The sequence below is a fragment of the Arthrobacter sp. P1_H7 genome (genome assembly GCF_056405215.1).
The window spans coordinates 154,753-176,464 of record NZ_JBFUCO010000012.1; the positions used below are offsets into that span (position 1 = coordinate 154,753).

18 protein-coding genes and 1 pseudogene are annotated in these 21,712 nt (G+C 70.4%); 6 read left to right on the forward strand and 13 right to left on the reverse strand.

The genetic code is table 11. From position 1 onward, the window contains the following. Nucleotides 1-2 precede the first annotated feature (2 nt). From AC1DXI_RS14035 to AC1DXI_RS14045, 3 genes are all read right to left on the reverse strand, one after another. On the reverse strand, nt 3-623 hold the full coding sequence (locus AC1DXI_RS14035) for a TetR/AcrR family transcriptional regulator (RefSeq protein WP_476939151.1): 621 nt from the start codon (nt 621-623) through the stop codon (nt 3-5). 100 nt (nt 624-723) lie between these two features. After that, complete coding sequence (locus tag AC1DXI_RS14040; protein ID WP_476939152.1) at nt 724-1,317, reverse strand: TetR/AcrR family transcriptional regulator; 594 nt, start codon at nt 1,315-1,317, stop codon at nt 724-726. Next, a complete protein-coding gene (locus AC1DXI_RS14045) occupies nt 1,314-2,330 on the reverse strand; it encodes an aldo/keto reductase (RefSeq protein ID WP_476939153.1) in 1,017 nt (338 codons plus the stop codon). The genes AC1DXI_RS14040 and AC1DXI_RS14045 overlap by 4 nt, the downstream gene beginning before the upstream one ends. A gap of 164 nt (nt 2,331-2,494) precedes the next feature. On the opposite strand from AC1DXI_RS14045, the gene AC1DXI_RS14050 reads away from it, so the two are divergent. From AC1DXI_RS14050 to AC1DXI_RS14060, 3 genes are all read left to right on the forward strand, one after another. Further along, nucleotides 2,495-3,175: an NADPH-dependent F420 reductase gene (locus AC1DXI_RS14050; protein WP_476939154.1), complete on the forward strand. Its 681-nt coding sequence runs from the start codon at nt 2,495-2,497 to the stop codon at nt 3,173-3,175. A 239-nt stretch (nt 3,176-3,414) separates the two neighbouring features. Then, nucleotides 3,415-6,228 carry a phosphoenolpyruvate carboxylase gene (gene ppc / locus AC1DXI_RS14055; protein ID WP_476939155.1) on the forward strand — a complete coding sequence of 938 codons (2,814 nt, stop codon included), beginning with the start codon at nt 3,415-3,417 and terminating at the stop codon, nt 6,226-6,228. A gap of 135 nt (nt 6,229-6,363) precedes the next feature. Further along, nucleotides 6,364-6,669 carry a hypothetical protein gene (locus AC1DXI_RS14060; protein WP_018774310.1) on the forward strand — a complete coding sequence of 102 codons (306 nt, stop codon included), beginning with the start codon at nt 6,364-6,366 and terminating at the stop codon, nt 6,667-6,669. Nucleotides 6,670-6,681: 12 nt separating this feature from the next. Here AC1DXI_RS14060 and AC1DXI_RS14065 read toward each other — a convergent pair whose 3' ends face one another. Both AC1DXI_RS14065 and AC1DXI_RS14070 read right to left on the reverse strand, forming a co-directional pair. Then, nucleotides 6,682-7,317 (reverse strand): DedA family protein, encoded by a 636-nt coding sequence (locus AC1DXI_RS14065; RefSeq protein ID WP_476939156.1) that lies wholly within the window; start codon nt 7,315-7,317, stop codon nt 6,682-6,684. 27 nt (nt 7,318-7,344) lie between these two features. Continuing rightward, nucleotides 7,345-8,286, reverse strand: a complete 942-nt coding sequence (locus tag AC1DXI_RS14070; protein ID WP_476939190.1) for an RluA family pseudouridine synthase — start codon at nt 8,284-8,286, stop codon at nt 7,345-7,347. 496 nt (nt 8,287-8,782) lie between these two features. Here AC1DXI_RS14070 and AC1DXI_RS14075 point away from each other — a divergent pair, with 496 nt between their 5' ends. Next, nucleotides 8,783-9,523: a helix-turn-helix domain-containing protein gene (locus tag AC1DXI_RS14075; protein ID WP_476939157.1), complete on the forward strand. Its 741-nt coding sequence runs from the start codon at nt 8,783-8,785 to the stop codon at nt 9,521-9,523. Beyond that, nucleotides 9,516-10,208 (forward strand): SRPBCC family protein, encoded by a 693-nt coding sequence (locus AC1DXI_RS14080; RefSeq protein ID WP_476939158.1) that lies wholly within the window; start codon nt 9,516-9,518, stop codon nt 10,206-10,208. Before AC1DXI_RS14075 ends, AC1DXI_RS14080 begins: the two co-directional genes overlap by 8 nt. A gap of 45 nt (nt 10,209-10,253) precedes the next feature. Here AC1DXI_RS14080 and yczR read toward each other — a convergent pair. Continuing rightward, a pseudogene (gene yczR, locus AC1DXI_RS14085) lies at nt 10,254-11,768 on the reverse strand (MocR-like transcription factor YczR); the annotation flags it as partial. Nucleotides 11,769-11,829: 61 nt separating this feature from the next. Between yczR and yczE the strand changes: the two are divergent. Beyond that, nucleotides 11,830-12,543: a membrane protein YczE gene (yczE, locus tag AC1DXI_RS14090; RefSeq protein WP_476939159.1), complete on the forward strand. Its 714-nt coding sequence runs from the start codon at nt 11,830-11,832 to the stop codon at nt 12,541-12,543. Nucleotides 12,544-12,558: 15 nt separating this feature from the next. Here yczE and AC1DXI_RS14095 read toward each other — a convergent pair whose 3' ends face one another. The 7 genes from AC1DXI_RS14095 to AC1DXI_RS14125 form a co-directional block, all read right to left on the reverse strand. Further along, on the reverse strand, nt 12,559-13,425 hold the full coding sequence (locus AC1DXI_RS14095) for a DNA-formamidopyrimidine glycosylase family protein (RefSeq protein ID WP_476939160.1): 867 nt from the start codon (nt 13,423-13,425) through the stop codon (nt 12,559-12,561). Continuing rightward, nucleotides 13,418-18,577: an Lhr family helicase gene (locus tag AC1DXI_RS14100; protein WP_476939161.1), complete on the reverse strand. Its 5,160-nt coding sequence runs from the start codon at nt 18,575-18,577 to the stop codon at nt 13,418-13,420. The genes AC1DXI_RS14095 and AC1DXI_RS14100 overlap by 8 nt, the downstream gene beginning before the upstream one ends. A 133-nt stretch (nt 18,578-18,710) precedes the next feature. Beyond that, complete coding sequence (locus AC1DXI_RS14105) at nt 18,711-19,343, reverse strand: DUF4232 domain-containing protein (RefSeq protein ID WP_476939162.1); 633 nt, start codon at nt 19,341-19,343, stop codon at nt 18,711-18,713. 142 nt (nt 19,344-19,485) lie between these two features. Further along, a complete protein-coding gene (locus tag AC1DXI_RS14110; RefSeq protein WP_275450882.1) occupies nt 19,486-19,620 on the reverse strand; it encodes a hypothetical protein in 135 nt (44 codons plus the stop codon). After that, the gene (locus tag AC1DXI_RS14115) at nt 19,607-19,852 is read right to left on the reverse strand and encodes a hypothetical protein (RefSeq protein WP_476939163.1); all 246 of its coding nucleotides are present in this window, start codon (nt 19,850-19,852) and stop codon (nt 19,607-19,609) included. The genes AC1DXI_RS14110 and AC1DXI_RS14115 overlap by 14 nt, the downstream gene beginning before the upstream one ends. A gap of 158 nt (nt 19,853-20,010) precedes the next feature. Further along, complete coding sequence (locus AC1DXI_RS14120) at nt 20,011-20,622, reverse strand: SRPBCC family protein (protein ID WP_476939164.1); 612 nt, start codon at nt 20,620-20,622, stop codon at nt 20,011-20,013. Nucleotides 20,623-20,647: 25 nt separating this feature from the next. Then, entirely contained in the window at nt 20,648-21,658 is a 1,011-nt protein-coding gene (locus tag AC1DXI_RS14125; RefSeq protein ID WP_476939165.1) for a LacI family DNA-binding transcriptional regulator, read from the reverse strand. Between the last annotated feature and the right edge of the window lie 54 nt (nt 21,659-21,712).

Genomic DNA, 21,712 nt, shown 5'->3' on the forward strand with positions numbered 1-21,712 from the left:
GATCAGTTGGGGGCGGGCGGTGTTTTGAGGCTGGCCGCCACGAGTTGGGCCGCGGTAGTTCCGGCTGCGGCGGCCGCGTCCGGGTCGCCGTCGAGCACCCCGCTGGCCAGGCCGCCGTCGAGCAGCAGGGTCAGGCTGCGGGCGAGCTGGTCCGGGTCCCGGGCGCCGGCGCGTGCGGCCAGGTCCCGGATCCAGGCGCGGATCTGCCGCTTGTGGGCCACGGTCCGGTCGTGGACGCGGGTGCCGGCGGCCGACTCGGCGGCCGCGTTGATGAAGGCGCAGCCGCGGTAGCCGTCGCGCCGGCAGGCGGCTGTCAGGGCATCGAACAGACCCACGAGCTGCGCGGCCGGGTCCTCGCCGGCTGCCTCGGCGGCGGCGTGCAGCTGCCCGGTCCAGACGCCGTCCACCTTCTCCAGGTAGGCCAGGATGAGGTCGTCCTTGGCCGGAAAGTACTTGTAGAACGTGGCTTTCGCGACGCCGGACTCCGCGATGATGGTGTCGATGCCGGCCGCCCGGAAGCCCTGCGCGTAGAAGAGCCGGAAGGCAGTGGCCAGGATCTTCTCCCGGGCGTGCCCGGCGGGCGTGCGGGCAGCCGGGGCGGCGGTGGCTGCTGGCGAGGTCATGGCTCAATCCTACACAGACAAGTCTGTCTATGCCGCTTTGTCATTCGCTTGGTACCCCGTCAATGACGTACCTCCGGCCCGCCCCCGGCTGATCAGGCGGCTACGGGCGGGCGGCCAGGCCCCGCGCGAGCAGCCGCCAGACCTCCCGCAACTCGGACCCGATGGCCGGGTCCGCCCATTCCGCGGCGTGCAGCGGGTGGTGGAACCGCGCCGTGGCGTGCAGGACGGCGCGGCCGGCCGGCACCGGATCCGGGGCGGCGAATTCGCCGCTGCTGACGCCGTCGGCGATGATCTCCGTGAGCGCTGCGGCCAGGTGGTCAACGTGGGCCGCCACCACTTCCCGCGCCTCGGCGGTCAGCTGGCCGAACGTGGCAAACAGCTCGGGATCGTTCAGTGCCATGCCCTGCTTGATGGCCGCGAGGCGTTCGAGCCAGCGGAGCAGGCGTTCCGCGGCCGGGCCGTCCGTATCGCGGGCAGGATCCAGCGGCTTCGCGAGGCGGTCCAGCCAGCGCCGGGCCACCGCGTCCCGCAGCGCCACCTTTGTGGGGAAGTGCCGATAGACGCTGCCGTGGCTGACGCCCAGGGACTTCGCGACGTCCACCACCGTGGCCTTGGCGGGTCCGAAGCGCCGCAGCACGTCCTCGGCGGCGTCGAGGATGCGCTCCTCGGTCAGGACGACGGCCACAGGGGTCACCGGCGTTCGCTGTCGAGCATGGCCATCTGGCCGGCGTCGTAGCGGGTGCCCGCGGCCGCGTCGGCGGGGACGGCGGCCTCGGTTGCTGCCAGGTCCTCGGCGGAGAGGAGCAGGTCGATCGCGCCCAGGGACTCGGCAAGCCGTTCGCGGCGGCGGGCGCCGACGAGGGGGACGATGTCCTCGCCGCGGGACAGGACCCAGGCGATGGCGAGCTGGGCGACGGTCGCGCCCTTGCGGTCGGCAATCTCGCGGAGCCGTTCGACGAGCTCGAGGTTCCGCTGCAGGTTCTCGCCGGAGAAGCGGGGCAGGTGGGCCCGGAAGTCGCGCCGGTTCCCAGTTCCGGCGGCCGGCCAGTGGCCGGACACCAGGCCGCGCGACAGCACGCCGTATGCCGTGATGCCGATGCCCAGTTCGCGGGCCGCCGGCAGGATGTCCTGCTCGATGCCACGGGAGAGGAGGGAGTACTCGATCTGGAGGTCCGAGACCGGGTGGACGGCGTTGGCGCGGCGCAGCGTGTCGGCGCCGACCTCCGAGAGGCCGATGTGGCGGATCAGGCCCTGCTGCACGAGCTCGGCCAGCGCTCCCACCGTTTCTTCCACCGGGACGGACGGATCCAGGCGGGCCGGCCGGTAGATGTCCACGTAGTCGGTGCCGAGGCGCCGGAGGGTGTAGGCCAGGAAGTTCTTGATGGCCGCGGGGCGGGTGTCCACGCCGTTCCATCCGCCCCGGGCATCGCGCAGGACCCCGAATTTCACGCTGATCTGGGCGTTCTCGCGCCGCCGGCCGCGGATCGCGTCGCGCAGCAGCATTTCATTGTGGCCCATGCCGTAGAAGTCCCCGGTGTCCAGCAGGGTTACGCCGGCGTCGAGGGCGGCCTGGATCGTGGCGACGCTCTCGGCGTCGTCGGCGGGGCCGTAAAGATCGGACATGCCCATCAGGCCGAGGCCGATGGCGGCGGTGCTGGGGCCGGTGGAGCCCAGGGTGCGGGTGGTGCCGAGAGTAGAAGTTGTCATGGAATGACGATACAACAATCAACTGACAGATTTCAAACTTTGTCAGTCGTTGGTGCCCGAGAGGTCGCGGGACTGCGCTTATTGCCGTAGACAGATCTGTCTGATAACGTCGAGGCCACACGTAGACGAACCTGTCTACTCCACGACTTCAGAACGAGGACACCATGAAGATTGCAGTACTGGGAACCGGCATGGTCGGGCGCACAATTGCCGGCGCACTGGCGGGTCTGGGTCACGACGTCGTGATCGGTACCCGCGACCCGCAGGCAACGCTGGCCCGGACCGAGCCGGACATGATGGGCACCGGGCCGTTCGCCCAGTGGCACGCCGCGAACACCGGAGTCGGTGTCGCCGCCTTTGCCGACGCCGCGGCCGGCGCCGAGCTGATCGTCAACGCCACCAACGGCGGCGGCTCGCTGGCGGCCCTGTCCGCCGCTGGCACCGAAAACCTGGCCGGCAAGGTCATCATGGACATCTCCAACCCGCTGGACTTCTCGCAGGGGATGCCGCCGTCGCTGAACCCGGTAAACACGGACAGCCTGGGCGAGCAGATCCAGCGGACCTTCCCGGAGGCCAAGGTGGTGAAGACGCTGAACACCATGACGGCGTCAGTGATGGTGGACCCGGCGCGCGTGGCCGGCGGCGAGCACTCGGTGTTCGTCTCCGGGAATGACGCCGACGCCAAGGCAGCCGTGACCGACATCCTCAAGGGCTTCGGCCACCGCGACGTGATCGACCTCGGCGACATCACGAGTGCCCGCGGCGCGGAAATGATCCTGCCGATCTGGCTGCGGATCTGGGGCGCGCTGGCCACCGGCGAGTTCAACTTCAAGATCGCGCGCTAACCGCTTCATCCGCCAAGCTCGCAGCAGGGGCCGTTCTGAGTGTTCAGAACGGCCCCTGCTGCGGGCTGGTTGGGGGCCAGGGGAATAGACGTCGGGGCGCCGCGGCGGGGCCTGACACTATCTGAGACGGAATTCCGGCCGGGAGTGCCTGCGGGTAACATCCCATGGGAAGAAGTAATCAGGCTCACAGTATCCAGCGCAGTGTACGAGCCACGTCGAACCCTCGAAAGATAGTTTCCATGGCTGACACTGCAATGCATTCCGACACCGATCTTGCCGCCGAACTCCGGGCCGATGTCCGCCGGGTCTCCACCCTCCTCGGCGAATCCCTGGTCCGCCAGCACGGCCCCGAACTCCTGGACCTGGTGGAGCAGGTGCGCCTGCTGACCAAGGAATCCAAGGAAGCCGCCCGCGGCGGCGCCGACGCCACCGGGCCCTGGAGCTCGTACGACGTCGTCGCCCAGGTCCGCGAACTGCTCGGTTCCCTGCCGCTGGAGCAGGCCACCGACCTGGTCCGCGCCTTCGCGTTCTACTTCCACCTGGCGAACGCCGCCGAGCAGGTCCACCGGGTCCGCGGGCTGCGCACCCGGCAGGAGAAGGACGGCTGGCTCGCCAAGGCCGTGGAGGAGATCGCGGACCAGGCCGGCAGCTCCGTGCTGCAGGAAGTCGTCAACGAGCTCGACGTCCGCCCCATCTTCACCGCGCACCCCACCGAGGCCTCGCGCCGCTCCGTGCTGGATAAGATCCGCCGGCTCTCGGACATCCTGTCCGAGTCCACGGGGGAGGGCACGTCCGCCCGCCGCCGCCAGGACCGCCACCTGTCCGAAGTGATCGACCAGATGTGGCAGACGGACGAGCTCCGCCAGGTCCGGCCCACCCCCGTGGACGAGGCCCGGAACGCCATCTATTACCTCACCGGCATCCTCAGCGACGCCATGCCGGAAATGCTCTCGGACCTCTCCGAGCTGCTCGCCGAGCACGGCGTCACGCTTCCGGCGCAGAAGGCCCCGATCCGCTTCGGCTCCTGGATCGGCGGGGACCGGGACGGCAACCCCAACGTCACCGCCGCCGTCACCCGCGAAATCCTCCAGATCCAGAACCAGCACGCCATACGGATCAGCATCGGCCTGATCGACGGGCTCATCTCCATCCTGTCGAACTCGACCGCGCTGGCCGGGGCGGACCAGGAGCTCCTGGACTCGATCGACGTCGACCTGGGGAACCTGCCTGGCCTGGACCGCCGCGTCCTCGAGCTGAACGCGCAGGAGCCCTACCGGCTCAAACTCACCTGCATCAAGGCCAAGCTGATCAACACCGGCCGGCGGGTCGCGGCCGGATCCGCGCACGAGCCCGGCCGCGACTACACCGCCACCGCGGAGCTGCTCGCCGAGCTCGGCCTGCTGGAACGGTCGCTGCGGAACCACCACGCGGCCCTCGCCGCCGACGGCGCCCTGTCCCGGGTCCGCCGCGCCATCGCCTCCTTCGGCCTGCACCTGGCCACCCTCGACATCCGCGAGCATGCCGACCACCACCACGACGCCGTCGGGCAGCTCATGGACCGCCTCGGCGGGCCCGGTGTCCGGTACGCGGAACTCAGCCGCGCCGAGCGGCTCGAGGTGCTGGGCTCCGAACTCGCGTCCCGGCGCCCGCTCTCCGGCCACCCGATCAAGCTCGACGGCGTCGCCGACGGCACCTACGACGTCTTCCGGGAGATCCGGCGGGCCCTGCGCACCTACGGTCCCGACGTGATCGAGACCTACATCATCTCCATGACCCGCGGTGCGGACGACGTCCTGGCCGCGGCCGTACTGGCCCGCGAGGCCGGCCTGGTCAGCCTCTTCGGCGAGGCGCCCTACGCCAAGATCGGCTTCGCGCCGCTGCTGGAGACCGTGGACGAGCTCCGCGCCTCGGCCGAGATCGTGGACCGGCTGCTCTCTGATGCGTCCTACCGCGAACTCGTCCGGCTCCGCGGCGACGTGCAGGAGATCATGCTCGGCTACTCGGACTCCAACAAGGAATCCGGCGTCATGACGAGCCAGTGGGAAATCTACAAGACCCAGCGCAAGCTGCGCGACGTGGCCGCCAAGCACGGCGTCCGCGTGCGCCTCTTCCACGGCCGCGGCGGCTCGGTGGGCCGCGGCGGCGGGCCGACCTACGATGCCATCATGGCCCAGCCCAACGGCGTGCTCGAGGGCGAGATCAAGTTCACCGAGCAGGGCGAGGTCATCTCGGACAAGTACTCCCTGCCGGAACTGGCCCGGGAAAACCTCGAACTCTCCCTGGCCGCGGTGCTGCAGGGCTCGGCCCTGCACCGCACGCCGCGCACCTCGGAGGACCAGCGGGTGCGCTACGGCCACGTCATGGAAACCGTCTCCGACGCCGCGTTTGCGCGCTACCGCACCCTGATTGATGACCCCGACCTGCCCGCCTACTTCATGGCTTCCACCCCGGTGGAGCAGCTGGGGTCCCTGAACATCGGGTCGCGTCCGTCCAAGCGGCCCGATTCGGGCGCCGGGCTGGAGGGGCTGCGGGCCATCCCGTGGGTGTTTGGCTGGACGCAGTCGCGGCAGATCGTGCCGGGCTGGTTCGGTGTGGGCTCCGGCCTCAAAGCCGCGCGCGAGGCCGGCAACTCGGCCCAGCTCAAGGAGATGATCGAGGGCTGGCACTTCTTCCGCTCGGTGCTTTCCAACGTTGAGATGACCCTGGCGAAGACGGACATGGACATTGCCGGCTACTACGTCTCCACCCTGGTGCCGGCGGAACTGCACCACCTGTTCCGTGCCATCCGGGCCGAATATGAGCTCACCGTCGAGGAAATCCAGAACCTCACCGGCGAGCATGTGATCCTCGATGCCCAGCCCACCCTGAAGCGCTCCCTCGAGATCCGGGACCAGTACCTCGACCCGATCAGCTACCTGCAGGTGGAACTGCTGCGCCGCGTCCGGGCCGAGGCCGCGGAGGGCATGACCGGGGCCGAGATCGACGAACGGCTCCAGCGCGCCATGCTGATCACGGTCAACGGAGTCGCCGCCGGGCTGCGCAACACCGGGTAGCCTGCGCCTGGCTCCCGCGCGCCCAGCCTCTGCCCACCCCTCTGTTGCCCTATCACCTATGGCGGCCATTTCGGCTTTTTGACAGCCAAAAGTGATAGCGCAACGGGAGGGTGTGGCGGCGGCTAGGGTTGTTCCATGCCGTCGTTCCAGACCAGACTGAAGATCACCGGGCTCAAGCCGGGCACCGCTCCTGAAGCCGTCATGGCCGCGGCCATCGAGGCGCTTGGGACGCGGCACCACGTCGAATCGCACCAGCTTGAGCTCGCCGGGGGCGTACCCCAGCTGAACCTGCGCTTCCTGGTCGATGCCACCGCCTACAGCGCCGAAAACAGCCAGGCGCTGGAGTCGGCAGCCATGATGCGCGACGCCGTCGAACGCGTTGCGCTCACCGGTGCGCTGACCGTGCTGCGCCGCAGCCGCGGCCGCTGGGCGCCTGTCTAAAAAGTCGGGCGTCTAAAAGTCCAGTTCCTCGTCCGGGTCGACCGCGGCGGACTCCACGGGGGAGGGGCTGCCCCGGCGCCGCGTCACGATCACGCCCACGACCGCTCCGATCAACAGCCCGACGCCGACGCCGATCAGGGAGCTCGCCCAGAACGGCAGCCCGGTGGCGGAGCCCATGAAATAGCCCAGTGCCACGGACCAGGCTGCCCAGAGCAGGCCGCCGAGGGCCGCGCAGAGGCTGAACCCGCGGGTGGAGACGTTGGCGATGCCTGCCGCGGCCGTCGTGGCCAGCCGCCCGCCGGGGATGAAGCGGAGGCCGATGATCGCACCGTAGGTGGAGGACCGGCCGGCTTTCGCGATCGCCGCGTGCACGGCCGCGTGGAACCCCAGGCCCCATTTCCAGCGGTCGAGCACGTGGCTCAGCCGGCGCTTGAAGAGCTGGAAGACGAGAAGGTCACCAAGCCAGGAGGACGCGGCGGCGAGGAGCACGACGAGGAAGCCGTTGATGCGGCCCTCCGCGGACAGTGCGCCGCCGGTGATGACCAGCATTTCCGAGGGGACGGGCGGGAAAATCGCATCGCCGATCACAAAGGGGAAGATCCAGAAATAGATCGCGGCGCCCCAGCTGTCCGCATTTCCGAAGTCCATGGGCACAAGGTACCGCACTTCCAGCTGCTAGCGTGCCTCGCTGAGTTCCAGCCTGCTGCGGTATTCCACCGGGCTCCCGGAGATGGGGTCCACGAAGCGGATCCCGCGGGCCAGGAGCTGCAGCGGCTTGGCGTAGTTGTCCGGGGCCTTGTCCAGCAGTTCCGGGTAGAACGCATCATTGACGATCCCGAGGCCCAGTGAGGCCATGTGCACGCGGAGCTGGTGGGTCTTCCCGGAGTGCGGCTCCAGCCGGTACAGCGCGCGGCGGTGGGGGCCGCCGTCGACGTCGGAAGCGTCAAACGTGCGCAGCCGCTCGATCCGGGTTTCCGCGTTGGGTTCGCCGTCGACCACCTCGGCCAGCAGGTAGCTGCGGGACTTGGTCATCCGGTTCCGCACCACCACGGGGAAGTCCACCGCGGGATGGCCCGGTGCGGGCTCCGCGGCGGAGACGCACTCGTATTCCTTCTGGACCTGGCGCTTTTCGAAGAGCATCTGGTACTTGCCCCGGGTTTCGGGGTTCGTGGAGAGCAGCAGGATGCCGGCGGTCATGCGGTCCAGGCGATGCATGGGGATCAGGTCCGGGAGGCCGAGCTGGTTCCGGAGCCGGACCAGGGCCGATTCCTGGATGTACGTCCCGCCGGGGGTGGTGGGCAGGAAGTGCGGCTTGTCCACCACCAGCAGGTGATCGTCCTGGTGCAGGATGTCCAGCTCCACCGGGATCCGGGTCTCCGGCGGCAGGGTGCGGTAGTACCAGATGAACGTGTGGTCCTGCATCGGCGTGCTGCGGTCCAGGGCGATCCCCGCCTCGCCGACGATCTCGCCGGCGTCGAACCGGTCCTCGATGCCCTGCGGATCAATGTGACCCCAGCGGTGCATCATGTAGTCCAGCGCGGTTTCCCAGGGTCCCTCGTCCGGCAGGCGCAGGCGCGTCGCGTTGACGCCGTCGCGCACGGGAAGGGGGGATTGCATCACCCGACCATTCTACGGGCCCGGCCTCTTCCGCCCCGCCCCCGAGCCCGTGCCCCGCCCCCCGCGCCCCCGCCCCCGCTCCCGTGCCCGCGAGCCCGCCCCGACCCCCGGGCCGCGGACTCCGGCAGCTCCAGGTCGCCGGACCCGTGCCAGATCGCCGGAAAGGTCCGGCGAGTTCGCAGGCTTCCGGCGAACTCGCGAGGCCTCACCCCAGCCCACCCGCCTGCCACCGCTGCGACCCGCGCGCCCACCGCTGCGACCCGCGCGCCGCCGGTGTCCGCGTCCCTCGCCTACCCGCCGCCCTCTCCCGCCGCGGGCCCGTGCGTGAGTTCGCTGCCAACGTCCGAGTTCGCCGGAAACGTCCGGCKAACTCGCACGCTTCCGGCGAACTCGCACGCTTACGGCGAACTCGCGGGATGACACCCACCCACCACCCAGAGAGCCGACGAGAAAAAAGTTCTTGACAAATAAAATTGTCGGCAGGCAGACTTGAAGCATGTTGGACATTGGAGTGATTGAAGATCCGGCCGCAGCTGAGGCCTCGCTGGATCCGATCCGGACGCGGATCCTGCGCGAGTTGGCCGAGCCCGGCTCCGCAACGCAGCTCGCCGCGAAGGTGGGCCTGCCGCGGCAGAAGGTGAACTACCACCTCAAAGCACTCGAGCGGCATGGGCTCGTCGAGCTCGTCGAGGAGCGGCGGCGCGGCAACGTGACCGAACGCATCCTGCAGGCGACGGCGGCGTCGTACCTGATTTCGCCGACGGCGCTGGCCTCGGTGGCGCCGGACCCGCACCGGTTCTCGGACCGCTTTTCCGCCTTCTGGCTGCTGGCGCTCGCCGCCCGCATGGTCCAGGAGATGGGGCAACTGATCGCCGGGGCGGCCGCGGCAAGGCAGAAACTCGCCACGTTTGCCATCGACGGCGAGATCACCTTCCGTTCAGCGGCGGACCGGGCAGCCTTCGCCGAGGAGCTCGGCGTCGCCGTGACCCGTCTCGTGGACAAGTACCACGACGGCGGACGCGACCTCCCGGCAAGTTTCCCGGCTGGTCCCCCGGCAGATTCGCCGGGGGCGCCGCAAGGTCGCCGGCCGGAGGGACGCAAGCACCGGCTGGTCGTCGCGCTGCACCCGTCGCTGAAGGCGCCGCAACGCAAGGAAGCGCACGCAGACCCACAAACAGCCAGCCCACAAACAAACCCACAAACAAACCGACAAGCCAAGGAGCAGGACAATGACTGACCAACGGAAATTCGAAATCGTCTACGACACCGAACTGCCCGGCACTCCGGAACGGGTATGGGAGGCCGTCACCAAGGACACCCCGGCCTGGATGTTCCCCACTGACCAATGGCCGGCGGTCAGGACCGTGGACGAATACCCCTCCCAGCTGGTGTCCCGGATGGACGGTCCGGACGGCTGGTTCAACCAACTGGAGCACGTCCTGGAACCGCTCGACGGCGGCCGGGCCCGGCTGCACTATGTGCACAGCGGCATCTTCGCGGACAACTGGGATGAACAGTACGACGGCGCCAGCAAGCACACGGCGTTCTACCTGCACACCCTGGGCCAGTACCTGAAGTACTTCGACGGCAAGCCCGTGGTCTTCACGGACATCCAGGCACCCGCCGCTTCGCAGACCCCGGACGGCTTCGACCGGCTCAAGAGGGCCCTTGGCGTCGACACTGCCGCCCAGGGGGAGACGGTGGAGCTGCAGCTCGACGGCGTCGGGCCGCTCACCGGCGAGATCGACTTCGCCAACGAGAACTTCCTCGGCCTGCGGACCGCGGACACGATGTACCGCTTCTTCGGGCGCAACGCCTTTGGCGCGCCCGTGGGCATGACCGTGCACGACTTCAGCGGCAGCGGGGACGCCGGGGCGACGGCCCAGGCCTGGTCCGGCTTCCTGGCGAAGGTCTACGCCTAGGTCCTGCGACGCGGATCCCGTCTGGCGACGCGTACCTGCCCTGGGGGCGCCCCGCCGGTCCTGTGCCGAACGCAATGCCAGCACGGCCGTCTCCAGTTGCTCCGGGGGCAGGGTGAACGGCAACCTCAAGTACTGCTCAAACGCGCCGCCGACGCCGAACCGTGGCCCCGCGGCGAGCCGTATCCCGACGTCGGGGGCCACCACTGCCAGTGCCGTGCTGATCGGCGCCGGGAGTCGGCACCAGACGGACAGGCCGCCGTCGGGCCATTCGGGCTCCCAGCCCGGCAGGTGTGTCCGCATCAGTTCCATCAGTGCGTCCCGGTTCTCGCGCAGCGCGGCCAGCCGGGCGGGGAGCGGCTCCGTCATCGCGTTGACCAGATGTGCCGCGGCGAGCTGTTCCACCACCGGCCCGCCCAGGTCCAGGGTGGTGCGGGCAGCGGCGAAGCGCTGGATGAGGGGCTCGCTGGCGCGGATCCAGCCGGTGCGGAGCCCTGCCCAGTGTGACTTGCTGAGCGACCCGAGGGAGACGACCGCCGGGCTGAAAGCGGCCATGGGGGTCGAGGCGGCGCCGTCGAGGTTCAGTTCCCGCAGTGTCTCGTCCGCCACCAGCACAGTGCCCGACGCCGCGGCCGCCTTCACAAGCCGGCGCCGCTGGGAGTCGGGCATCAGCCGGCCGGTGGGGTTGTGGAAGTCCGGCACCACGTAGGCCATCGCGGGCCGCTGCTGCAGCAGCGCCGTTTCCATGGCCTCGAGGTCCCAGCCGCCCGTGCCGCTGCGGGCAGGGGCGCCGCGGCCTGCGCCACTGTGGACCCGGCCGCCGTGGACTCTGCCGCCGGGGCCTGCGCCGCTGGCGGTTGCGGCAGGCATGGCCACCGGGACCGGGCGGCAGCCCGCGGCCCGGATCGCGTCGAGGGCATTCGGGTAGCTCGGATGCTCCACCAGCACCTTGGTCCCGGACCGCCCGGCCAACGTGCGGAGCACAATGTTAAGCGCATGCTGGGCGCCGGAGGTGACCAGGATCTGTGCGGCCGTTGTCGGGACCCCGGCAGCGGTGTACCGGGCCGCTATGGCTTCCCGGAGCGGGCCCACGCCCAGGGCGTCGTAGCCAAAGCCCGGCAGCAGGGCCGGCAATTCGGTCAGGGCCGCCGCAAAGGCCCGGTGCACCACTTCGCCGCTGGCGGGCAGCGAGGCGTAGGCCAGGTCCAGGATGCCGTCCGGCACGGCCAGTCCGGGCGCGCCGCTCAGCCGCAGGGCGCCGTCGTGGCCGCCGGAATGCGCGGGCCCCTGGCTCGGGATGCGGCTTCGGCTCCGGCTGCCCTGGCCGCTGCTGAGGAAACCCTGCTCGCGCAGCAGGGCGTAGGCCGCTGTCACCGTGGTGCGGCTGATGCCAAGGGCCGCCGCCAGCGAGCGCTCGCTCGGCAGGGCGACGTCGAGCCCGACGCGGCCGTCGAGGATGAGGAGGCGGACGACGTCGGCCAGCTCGCGGTAGGCGGGGGCGGCGCCGACGTTCCACTCGCCCAGCAGGCGGGCCAGCGTCCCCGGAGTCAGTGAGACGGACATAGAGCCAGTATTTCAAACTGGCTATGGATTGCAAGGCCAGTTTTCGTGGAGGATGGAGACCATGTTGACCCGCAGACTCCTCCAGCTCCTCATCGGCCTCGCCCTGTACGGCATCTCCCTCGCCATGGTCATCCGTGCCAGCCTAGGCACGGCGCCGTGGGACGTGCTCCATCAGGGGCTGGCGGCCAGGACCGGGCTCAGCCTCGGTACGGTGGTGGTCGTGGTCAGCTTCCTGGTGCTGCTGCTGTGGATCCCGCTCCGGCAGTGGCCCGGCGTTGGAACCCTGTGCAACGCCGTGCTGGTGGGGGTCTTCGCGGACGTCGGGCTGGCCCTGATTCCACGGTTTTCGCATCTGGGCGGCCAGATCGGCCTGCTCGTCGGGGCCGTGCTGCTCAACGGCGTCGCCTCCGCCTGCTACATCGGCGCCCGCTTGGGTCCCGGCGCACGGGACGGGCTCATGACGGGCCTCGCCCGGCGGACGGGCTGGCCGGTCCGGGTCTGCCGCACCGGCATTGAAGTGGTGGTCCTAGGCGCGGGCTGGCTGCTGGGCGGCTCGGTCGGTGTGGGCACGGTGCTCTACGCGCTGGCCATCGGCCCCCTGGTGCAGTTGCTGCTGCCGCGGTTCACCGTTCCGGAAGCGCGTCCCGTCTCAGCGGCCGGAACTGAAGCGGCCGGAACTGAAACGGCCGGAACTGAAGCGGCCGGTGCTGCAACGGAAGCTGCCGTTGCCCGGACGGCCGTCCCTGCGGCGGCGGCCAGCGGACCGGCCGATTGATTCCAGCGGGCCCCGTCAGCTGGCGCCTTCTGTTCCCGGGCCCAGCAGGGGCTGGCAGGCGGGGCAGTAGTAGATGTCCCGTTCCTCGGTGAAGGTGCCCGTACCGTTGTCCTTGCCAAGGACGCCGCGGCGGATCGGGGTGCCACATTTGAGGCACGGCTGGTGCTCGCGGCGGTAAACCCAGTAACCGGGCCGCCCGGCGGTGCGGCCCACCGGCACGCCGCGCGAGTTCAGCACGGTGGTCCGACGGCCCGGCCCGAGATTGGCGGAGAGCAGAACCTGGGCATCGGTGATGATGGAGGCCAGATCCTGCACCGCCGAGACGGGCGACGCCGGATGGACGCCCGCGAGGAAGCAGGCCTCGCACCGGTAGATGTTTCCGATGCCCGCCAGCTTGCTCTGGTCCAGCAGGGCCACGCCGATCGGAACGTCCGGGGCCGCGAGCAGCCGGCGTTCGGCCTCGGCAGCATCCCAGTCCGGGCCCAGCAGGTCCGGGCCGAGGTGCCCCACAATAGTGTCTTCCTGGTCGGTACGGACCACCTCAAGGATGCCCAGGGAGAACCCGACGGCGTCGGCCGTGGCGGTGCGCAGCACACAGCGGGCCGTGAAGCCGGGCTTCCGCCAGCGGCCCCCGGGCGAGTAGACCTGCCAGCTGCCCTCCATCTTCAGGTGCGAATGGATGGTGAGCCGGTCTCTCGGCGTCGGGCCCTGGACGCGCATCAGCAGGTGTTTGCCGCGGGGCACCACCTCGGCCACGGTCCAGCCGCCGAGCTTCAGGGTGGCGAAGCGCGGGACCCGGAAGTCGGACGAGACCAGTTCCTTCCCGGCCAGGGCCGCGTGCAGCTGTGCGGCGGCGCGGAAGACCGAATCGCCCTCAGGCACGGATCCTCAGTCCCTTCGGCGTGGAGTAGGCACCTGCATGGGCGAGGGCGGCCGCCACCGGGGTGTCCAGGATGCCGTGGCCGTTGACCTTTTCCATGATCAGCTTGTCCACGGCCCCGCGGGTCACCACACCCACCAGGGCCGAACCGGCCGCGGCCAGGACTTCGGGGTCGTCGCTGAACGCGAGCAGCGTCTTGCCTCCGCGCTCGACGTACAGCGCCAGGGCGCCGTCGACCAGGACCACGAGGGCCCCGGCCTTCCGGCCCGGGCGGTGGCCGGTGCCGGCGTCGACGTTGAGCGCAGGCCACGGCAGCGCGGCGCCGTACGGGTTGGCGGGGTCGGTGGCGGCGAGGGCCAGGGCCACCGGCTCGGCCTTGTGCAGCTCGGCGTCCTCGACGTAGGACCGCAGCCGGTCCACCGTGGCCGGGACGGCGAACTGCGCCGCGCCGAGGTGTTCGATGAAGTAGCCGCGGCGGCAGCGTCCGGCTTCCTCGAGCCGGGCCAGGACCTTGTACATGAGGCCGAAGCCGCCGAGGATGTTTTCTGCCATGACCGAGCCGCGGGTGACTACGCCGTAACGGTCCAGGAGCAGCTCCGCGGTGGCCCGGGCGTGGATGGTGGGATCGAGCTCCGGGGACGGCAGCGCGGACCAGCGCCCCGCGGCGAGCGGGGGAGCGGGCGCGGTGCCGGTCACGGACCCATACCGGCCGCCGGTGAGTCCCGGTGATCCGAGCAGGCCGGTGTGCGCCCGTCCGAGCCGGCTGAGCCGCGGCGCGCGGGCCCGCGGGGCGCGCCCCACCTGCCGGTGCGCGGTGTGGCCGCCGGCGATCAGGGCCCTGACGGGGGCAAACGTGTCGCCGGTAATCCGGCCCGCCCAGGCGAGATCCCAGAGTGCGGCCACCACATCCTGGTCGCTCAGCACCGAATCCATGCCACCGGCAACCTCGGTCAGCTGCCGGAAGAAGTAGCCGCCGCCGTTGTTTTGCAGGTGCTCGAGGAGCCGTCGCTGCGCGTCGCCGGGCTCGAAGTCGATGGACGGGTTCAGCGTCAGTTCGGCCGAATCGGCGAGGTGCAGGCTCACCCAGCCGTCGTTGCCGGGCAGCGAGCCGGCACCGGACCAGAGGACCTCGCCGGCGGCCATGAGCTCGTCCAGCATGGCCGGCTGGTAATTGGAGACGCGGCTGGCCAGGACAAGCGGCTCCCATGCCGAGGCCGGAATGGGCACGCCGGAGAGCTGGTCGATGGCCGTGATGATGCCGTCCAGGCCGCGGAGCGCGGACTGCCCGCGGCCGCCCGGGGTCCGCACGTTCTGCCACGCGGGTAGGAATCGGCCGTACGCGGCGGCGTCCACCGGCTCGACTTCGGCGCGGAGCGCGGCGAGCGAGCGGCGGCGCAGCTTGCGGAGGACCTCGGCGTCGCACCATTCGCTCACGCTGGCCGGAGGCAAAAGGGGAGGCAAAACAGCGGGCTGGAACGCCTCCTCGCCGGGTCCTTCAACGCCGGCCTCTTCAACGCCGGCTGCCGTGCTGCCCGACGTCACTGCCGGTGGCGCGGCGTGCGGGCGGAACTCTCCTTCCACCACGCGGCCGTCCGCGGCCAGCCGCTTCAGTGCCGTGCCGACGACGGCGACGCCGAGTCCCAGCCGCGCCGCGGCCTCGGCGGCAGTGAAGGGCCCGTGCGTGCGGGCGTAGCGCGAGACGAGGTCGCCGAGGGGGTCCGCGACCGGTTCGATGAAGGCCAGCGGCACACCCATGGGCAACGGTACGCCGAGGGCATCCCGGAGCCGGGCGGCATCCTCGACGGCCGCGAACCGTTCGACGCCGCCGATGTTGACCTTGATCGCCCGGTTGGCCCGCTGCAGCGCGGTGAGGTGGGCGGCGGCGTCGGCCTCCGTCGCCGGGGTTTCGACGGGCAGGCTCCCTTGGTCGGTCTCAGCGGTCTCAGCGGTTTCGCTTGCCTGGGCCGGGCCCGCCACCGGCTCCAGGCGGGCGGCGACCTCGTCCGGCGCGAGCGGACCCAGGAGGCGCAGGAGGTCCGCGACGCCTTCCAGCCCGCGCACCTGGCGGTCGCGGGCCAGCCGTTGCAGTTCGCGCTCGGTGGCCTCGATGACCTTCACGTCCAGCAGTTCGCGCAGCTCCACGCGGCCCATGAGCTCATTGAGCAGGGTGGAATCGAGGGCCAGGGCGGCGGCCCGGCGCTCCGCCAGCGGGGAGTCGCCTTCGTAGAGGAACTGGGCCACGTAGCCGAAGAGCAGGGACTTCGCGAACGGGGAGGGCTGCTGGGTGGTGGTCTGGACGATCCTGAGCTCGCGGCGCTCCACCGACGCGGCGATGTCCTTCAGCGCCGGAAGGTCGTAGACATCCTGCAGGCACTCGCGGACCGTCTCGAGGACAATCGGGAACGTCGGGTACTTCCGGGCAACATCCAGCAGCTGCGCCGAGCGCTGCCGCTGCTGCCACAAGGGCTGCCGCTTGCCGGGATTCTGCCGGGGCAGCAGCAACGCGCGGGCTGCGCACTCGCGGAACCGTGAGGCAAACAGGGCGCTGCCGCCGACCTCCGCCGTCACGATCTGCTCGATTTCCTCCGGGTCAAACAGGAACAACTCGGCGCCCGGCGGCTCATCCTCCATCATGGGCACGCGCAGCACGATGCCGTCGTCGGCGGCCATGGCCGAGCCGTCCATCCCGTAGCGCTGCTGCAGGCGCTGGCCCACGGCCAGGGCCCACGGTGCGTGCACGGGCATGCCGAAGGGGCTGTGCAGCACCACGCGCCAGTCGCCGAGCTCGTCGTGGAAGCGCTCCACCACGAGGGTGGTGTCGCTGGGGACCACCTCGGTGGCGAGCCGTTGTTCGGCGAGGTACTGGATCAGGTTGTTCGCAGCGTAGTCGTCCAGCCCGCTGGCCTTGCACCGCTCGGTTGCCGGCCCGACGTCGGACGCCGCCAGTTCGCGCATGAACGTGCCGAGGGCGCGGCCCAGGTCCACCGGCCGGCCCAGGGAGTCGCCCTTCCAGAAGGGGAGCTTGCCAGGCTGGCCGAACGCCGGCGAGACCAGGACACGGTCGTGCGTGATGTCCTCGATCTTCCAGCTGGTGGCGCCGAGGGCGAAGACGTCGCCAACCCGGGATTCATAGACCATTTCCTCGTCGAGTTCGCCCACCCGGCGCCCGCCCTTGGCCGCGGCGGCTGCCGGGCTGGCTGCCCTGCCGTCCGCACTGGCACCGCCGGAGGAGCCGCCGCCACCGCCGGTGCCCTCGACTTCGGTGCCGATGATGTAGACGCCGAACAGCCCGCGGTCCGGGATGGTGCCGCCGGAAGTGACGGCGAGCCGCTGCGCGCCGGGCCTGCCCTCGATGGTCCCGGCGTTCCGGTCCCAGATGACCCGGGGGCGCAGTTCGGCGAATTCGTCCGAGGGGTACCGCCCGGCCAGGAGGTCCAGGGTGGCCTCGAACGCGGAGCGGGGGAGCGAGGCGAACGGCGCCGACCGACGGACCGTGCTGAACCAGTCCTCCACGTCGATGGCGCCCAGGGCGGTGGCGGCGACGGTCTGCTGGGCCAGGATGTCCAGCGGGTTGGCCGGCACGCTGAGCCGCTCGATCTTGCCCGCGAGCATCCGCTCCACGGTGATGGCCGTGTGGACGAGGTCTGCCCGGTGCTTCGGGAACAGGACGCCCTGGGAGATTTCGCCGACCTGGTGGCCGGCACGGCCCACCCGCTGCAGGCCGCTGGCCACCGAGGGCGGCGACTCGACCTGCACCACCAGGTCCACCGCACCCATGTCGATGCCAAGCTCGAGTGAAGACGTGGCCACGACGCAACGCAGCCGCCCGGATTTCAGGTCATCCTCGATCAGGGCGCGCTGGTCCTTGGACACGGAGCCGTGGTGGGCGCGGGCCAGCACGGGATCGGCGCCGGCGGTGCTCCCGGCCTGGGCCATCATGTGAGCCGGTGTGGCGGTGGATGTGGGCTGCGCGGCAGCACCGCCGGATGCCACGCCGACACCGCCGGACGGCACTGCACTCGGCACGACATTCGGCACTGGACTCGGCACGGCATTCGGTCCGGCGCCGAAATCCGGGGCGCCGGCGCCAAAGTCCGTCCAGCCGCCGCCGGCTGCCAGGAGCTGGCGTTCGGCGTAGATCTCATTGAGCCGGGCGGTCAGCCGTTCGGCGAGGCGGCGGGAGTTCGCGAACACGATGGTGGACTGGTTGGCGAGCACCAGGTCCACGATCTTTTCCTCCACATGCGGCCAGATGGAGGCCTGCGGCTGCAGCCCGGAGGCCGGGCCGGAGTCGAAGGCCCCGGCGGCACCCTGGAGATCGGACATGTCCTCCACCGGGACGGAGACGGTCAGGTCCCAGTTCTTCCGTGACGGAGGGGCGACAATTTCCACCGGCGCCGAACCGGCGAGGAACTGCGCCACCAGCTCTTTGGGTTCGACTGTGGCGGACAGCCCGATCCGCTGGGCGGGCTTGGGCAGCAGCGCGTCCAGCCGTTCCAGCGACACCGCCAGATGCGCGCCGCGCTTGGTGCCGGCGACGGCGTGGACCTCGTCGACAATGATCGTGTCCACTTCGCTGAGCGTTTCGCGGGCCTTGGACGTCAGCATCAGGAAGAGCGATTCCGGGGTGGTGATGAGGATATCGGGCGGGTGGCTGAGCAGCGAGCGGCGGTCGGACGCCGTCGTGTCCCCGGACCGGACGCCCACGGTGATGAGCGGGGCGGGCAGGTCCAGGCGTTTGGCGGTCTGCGTGATGCCGATCAGCGGCGCGCGGAGGTTGCGTTCGACGTCGACGCCGAGAGCCTTGAGCGGGGAAATGTACAGCACCCGGGTCTTGCGCTTTGGCGCCTTGCCCTGGGCAGGTTTCCGGCGCCCGCCCTTGGCCGCAGGGTCCAGCCCGGGCAGGGCCTCGGGCTCTGCGGGAGCGGAGACGAGCAGCCGGTCCAGCGCCCAGAGGAATGCGGCGAGCGTCTTGCCGGAGCCGGTGGGTGCGACGACGAGGGCGTGCGCACCGGAGGAGATGGCATTCCAGGCGCCGTTCTGGGCCGGGGTGGGCGCGGAAAAAGCGCCCAGGAACCAGTCCCGGGTCGGCCGGCTGAACCGGTCCATGGCGTCGGCCGCGAGTGTGCCTCCGGCGAGCTCCTGCCCCTTCATTCCTCCATCATGCCCTACCCCGCCGACACTATTAGCCGGGCCCCGTCCTCGGCCCCGGCGGGTCCCGTAGGGGCCAGGTGCCCCGGGACGGACGGGCGCGCAGACGCTGGAGCAGAGACGCGGGGGACGGGCGTTACTTGGGCTGGAAGGCGCCGATGGTCAGCAGGTTGATCTCCGTGTTGGTGCAGGCGTCAAGTGGCTGCGGGATAAACAGCGACGCGGTGTCGTTGGGCGGGTAGACCCGGAATCCTGCCGCCGGTGTCCGGGTGCAGTCCGGGTAGTTGGCGGCCTGGGTGTAGCGCAGGGTGGCCGTGCCGGCCTTGCCCGGGGCAAGCGTGACGTCGGTGACCGGGCCCGAGTCGTCGCGGGTGGCGGCGGCGCCGATCGGCTCACCGTCGGCCCCGGCTGTGAGGGAGACGCCCGCGAAGCCCTTCAGCAGGCACGGTGCGGTGCCGGAGTTGGTCAGGATCAGCTGCATGTAGATGCTGCCGGCCGCGCCGCCGCCCGTGGCGTCGGTGGTGCCGGTCAGGCTTGCGGCCTTGCACAGCTCGGGGCCGCCCTTGGCAGTGGACGGTGCGGCGGCCGCAGAGGATTCCGGCGCGGCGTCAGACGTCGCGGGCGGCTGGCTTGTTTGCGTGGCAGACGGGCTGGGCGGGGACGTGGCCGACTGGGCCTGCGTCGAGCTGCCCCCGCAGCCGCTGAGGAGGAGGGCCGCCGCGGCAGCCGTTGTCACAACCAGTGCGTGCTTCATTCGCTGAGACCTCATGGCTCAACCATTATGCCCGCCGTTGCCTTAGTCAACGATGCCACTGCGGCGGAGCCCGATTGATGTCCGGATTGTGATTTCCCGGGCGTCGGCCGAGGTCAACTCGCTGCGTGCTGTTTCCCGGAGCCGGGGGGCCGCTGCCTTAGTCGGTCTCGGGTCCCGAGCAGTAGTGGCAGTCGTCGGGGCAGGAAGCGGCCCAGGGGTCCGTCCCCGCCGCGGAGCCGGACAGGATTTCCGGCTGCCGTGCCAAGGCCGTTGGCCGGTCAGTTGCCAGCATGGCCGGCTCCTTCGGGGTCTGCCACGCTCAGTTCGAAGCCGTCGGCAACGTGGAACAGTTGCCGGTGCCCGCCGTCGGAGAGCACCCATACGACGTCGCCGTCGGGCGTGCGGTTGTCGACGAGGCCCGCGTGCTCAAGGCGGCCGCCCCGGTGCAGGTGGACGGCGTCGCCGATCTCGACGTTGTCCCAGTGGGCGGTGCTGCCGGAAGGCCGGTTTTTCTGCAAGGTCATGAGGAGTCCTGAACGGTCACGGGAAACGAGGATGTGACTCAGCTAACCGTGGAATGCCCTCTGGCCTCAATGGTCAAGTGAATGAGCCACCCCCGTCCCGTTGTGCACAAGTCCAAGGCCAGAGGTCCCGGGCAGAAGTCCGGACGCTAGGTGGCCGGCTACGTATCTGTGCGGGCTGCGCGCCGGGTCAGCCAGGCAAAGGTGGGCGGCGGCGGCGGTGGAACAGCCGGCGCCCCGGGCGCGGTGCTCCCCGCGGTGCTCCCCGCGGTGCTCCCTGCGGTGTTCCGCGCTGCCGCGCGGCGCCGGCGCAGTTCCAGGGCAAGGCTCTCCTGGCCGCGGGCCATCGCCCAGCGGTGGTTAGCGGCGAAGGCCGGCTTCAGCAGCCAGCTCAGCCGCCGCAGCAGGGGCTTCGCGGCACGGACGTGCCAGTCGTAGGTGATGACCGTTTCCGGTCCGTCCGCTTCAAAGGTCCAGCGGCCGGTGCCGTTGAGGTCGCCGGCCGCGGTGAGGGCGAGGCCACGGCCGGTGATTGGCTCCGTGACCGTCAGGGTCCAGCGGAGCGTATAGGGCAGCCAGCCTTTCGTGTGCAGACGCGTGGGGCGCGGAATGCCGGGCGGGGGTTCGGGACCGCCGGCCACGGGCTCGGCGCTGAGGTAGACGGACGGCCACCATAAGGGCAGGGCGGTGGCGTCGCCAAGGGCGGCCGCGACCTCTTCCGGCGTACCCGCCACCCGCCAGACGGTCCGGAACTCGTAATCTGTGCTGCCCATCGGGGCCTCCTTTCAGCCCTGTTTTTCAACCCTGCGTGGAGGCCCTCACTATCAATTCGGGCGGGAAGACCACCTGGCTGGGTGCAAAGCCATCCTCGGACTCCGCTTCTCGGAGCAGCAGTGCCAGGGCGGTGGAGCCGATGAGGGCGCTGGGCTGCCGGATCGAGGACAGCGGTACGACGGCGGCGGCGGCGAACTCGATGTCGTCGTAGCCGATCAGGGCAATCTCCTGCGGCACCTTGACGCCGCCCATGAGCATCAGCCCCTGCAGGGCACCCACGGCAAGGAGGTCGTTGGCTGCAAATATCGCATCCGGGCGTTCGGCTTCCGGGCGGGACCGGATGGACTCGCCGGCCGCCCGGCCTGAAAGCACTGTCAGGGATTCGGTGGCGATGATTTCGAGGGTTGCACCCGCAACGGCGCCGATGGCCTTCCGCGCCCCTGCCAAACGGTCCGCGACCTGCCGGATGCTGGCCGGGCCGCCGACGAACGCGATCCGCCGCCGGCCCAGCGACAACAGGTGGGCCGCAGCCATCTCCCCGCCCGCCAGGTCATCCACGGCCACGGAGGAGAAGCTCTTGTTCTCGGTCTGCCGGTCTACGAGCACCGTCGGGATGCCCCGGCGCCGGAGCTGCTCCAGCCGGGGAATCACATTGCCTACCGGGGACAGCAGCACGCCGCGCACGCGCTGCTGCTCGAAGAGATCCAGATAGACCGATTCCCGGCCCTCGTCCTCGTTGCTGTTGCCGACGAGGACGGTGAAGTTCTCCGCGGCGGCGCGGTCCTCCGCGCCCCTGGCCAGATCCGAGAAAAAGGGGTTGGCAGCGTCCAGGACCACCAGGCCGATGCTGTGGCTCATGCCGGCGCGCAGCTGGCGCGCGGCGTCGTTCCGGACGAAGCCGAGCTTGTCGATGGCGGACTGGACCCTGAGGGTGACTTCCGCGGAAACTTTCTGCGGCCGGTTCAGCACATTGGAGACCGTCCCCACCGAGACGCCGGCCAATGCCGCGACGTCTTTGACGCTCGCTGAAACCATTTTCCTGTGCTCCTGAAGTGGGCGCCGCAGCCTGTGGGGCAGGCGCCCGTTGGC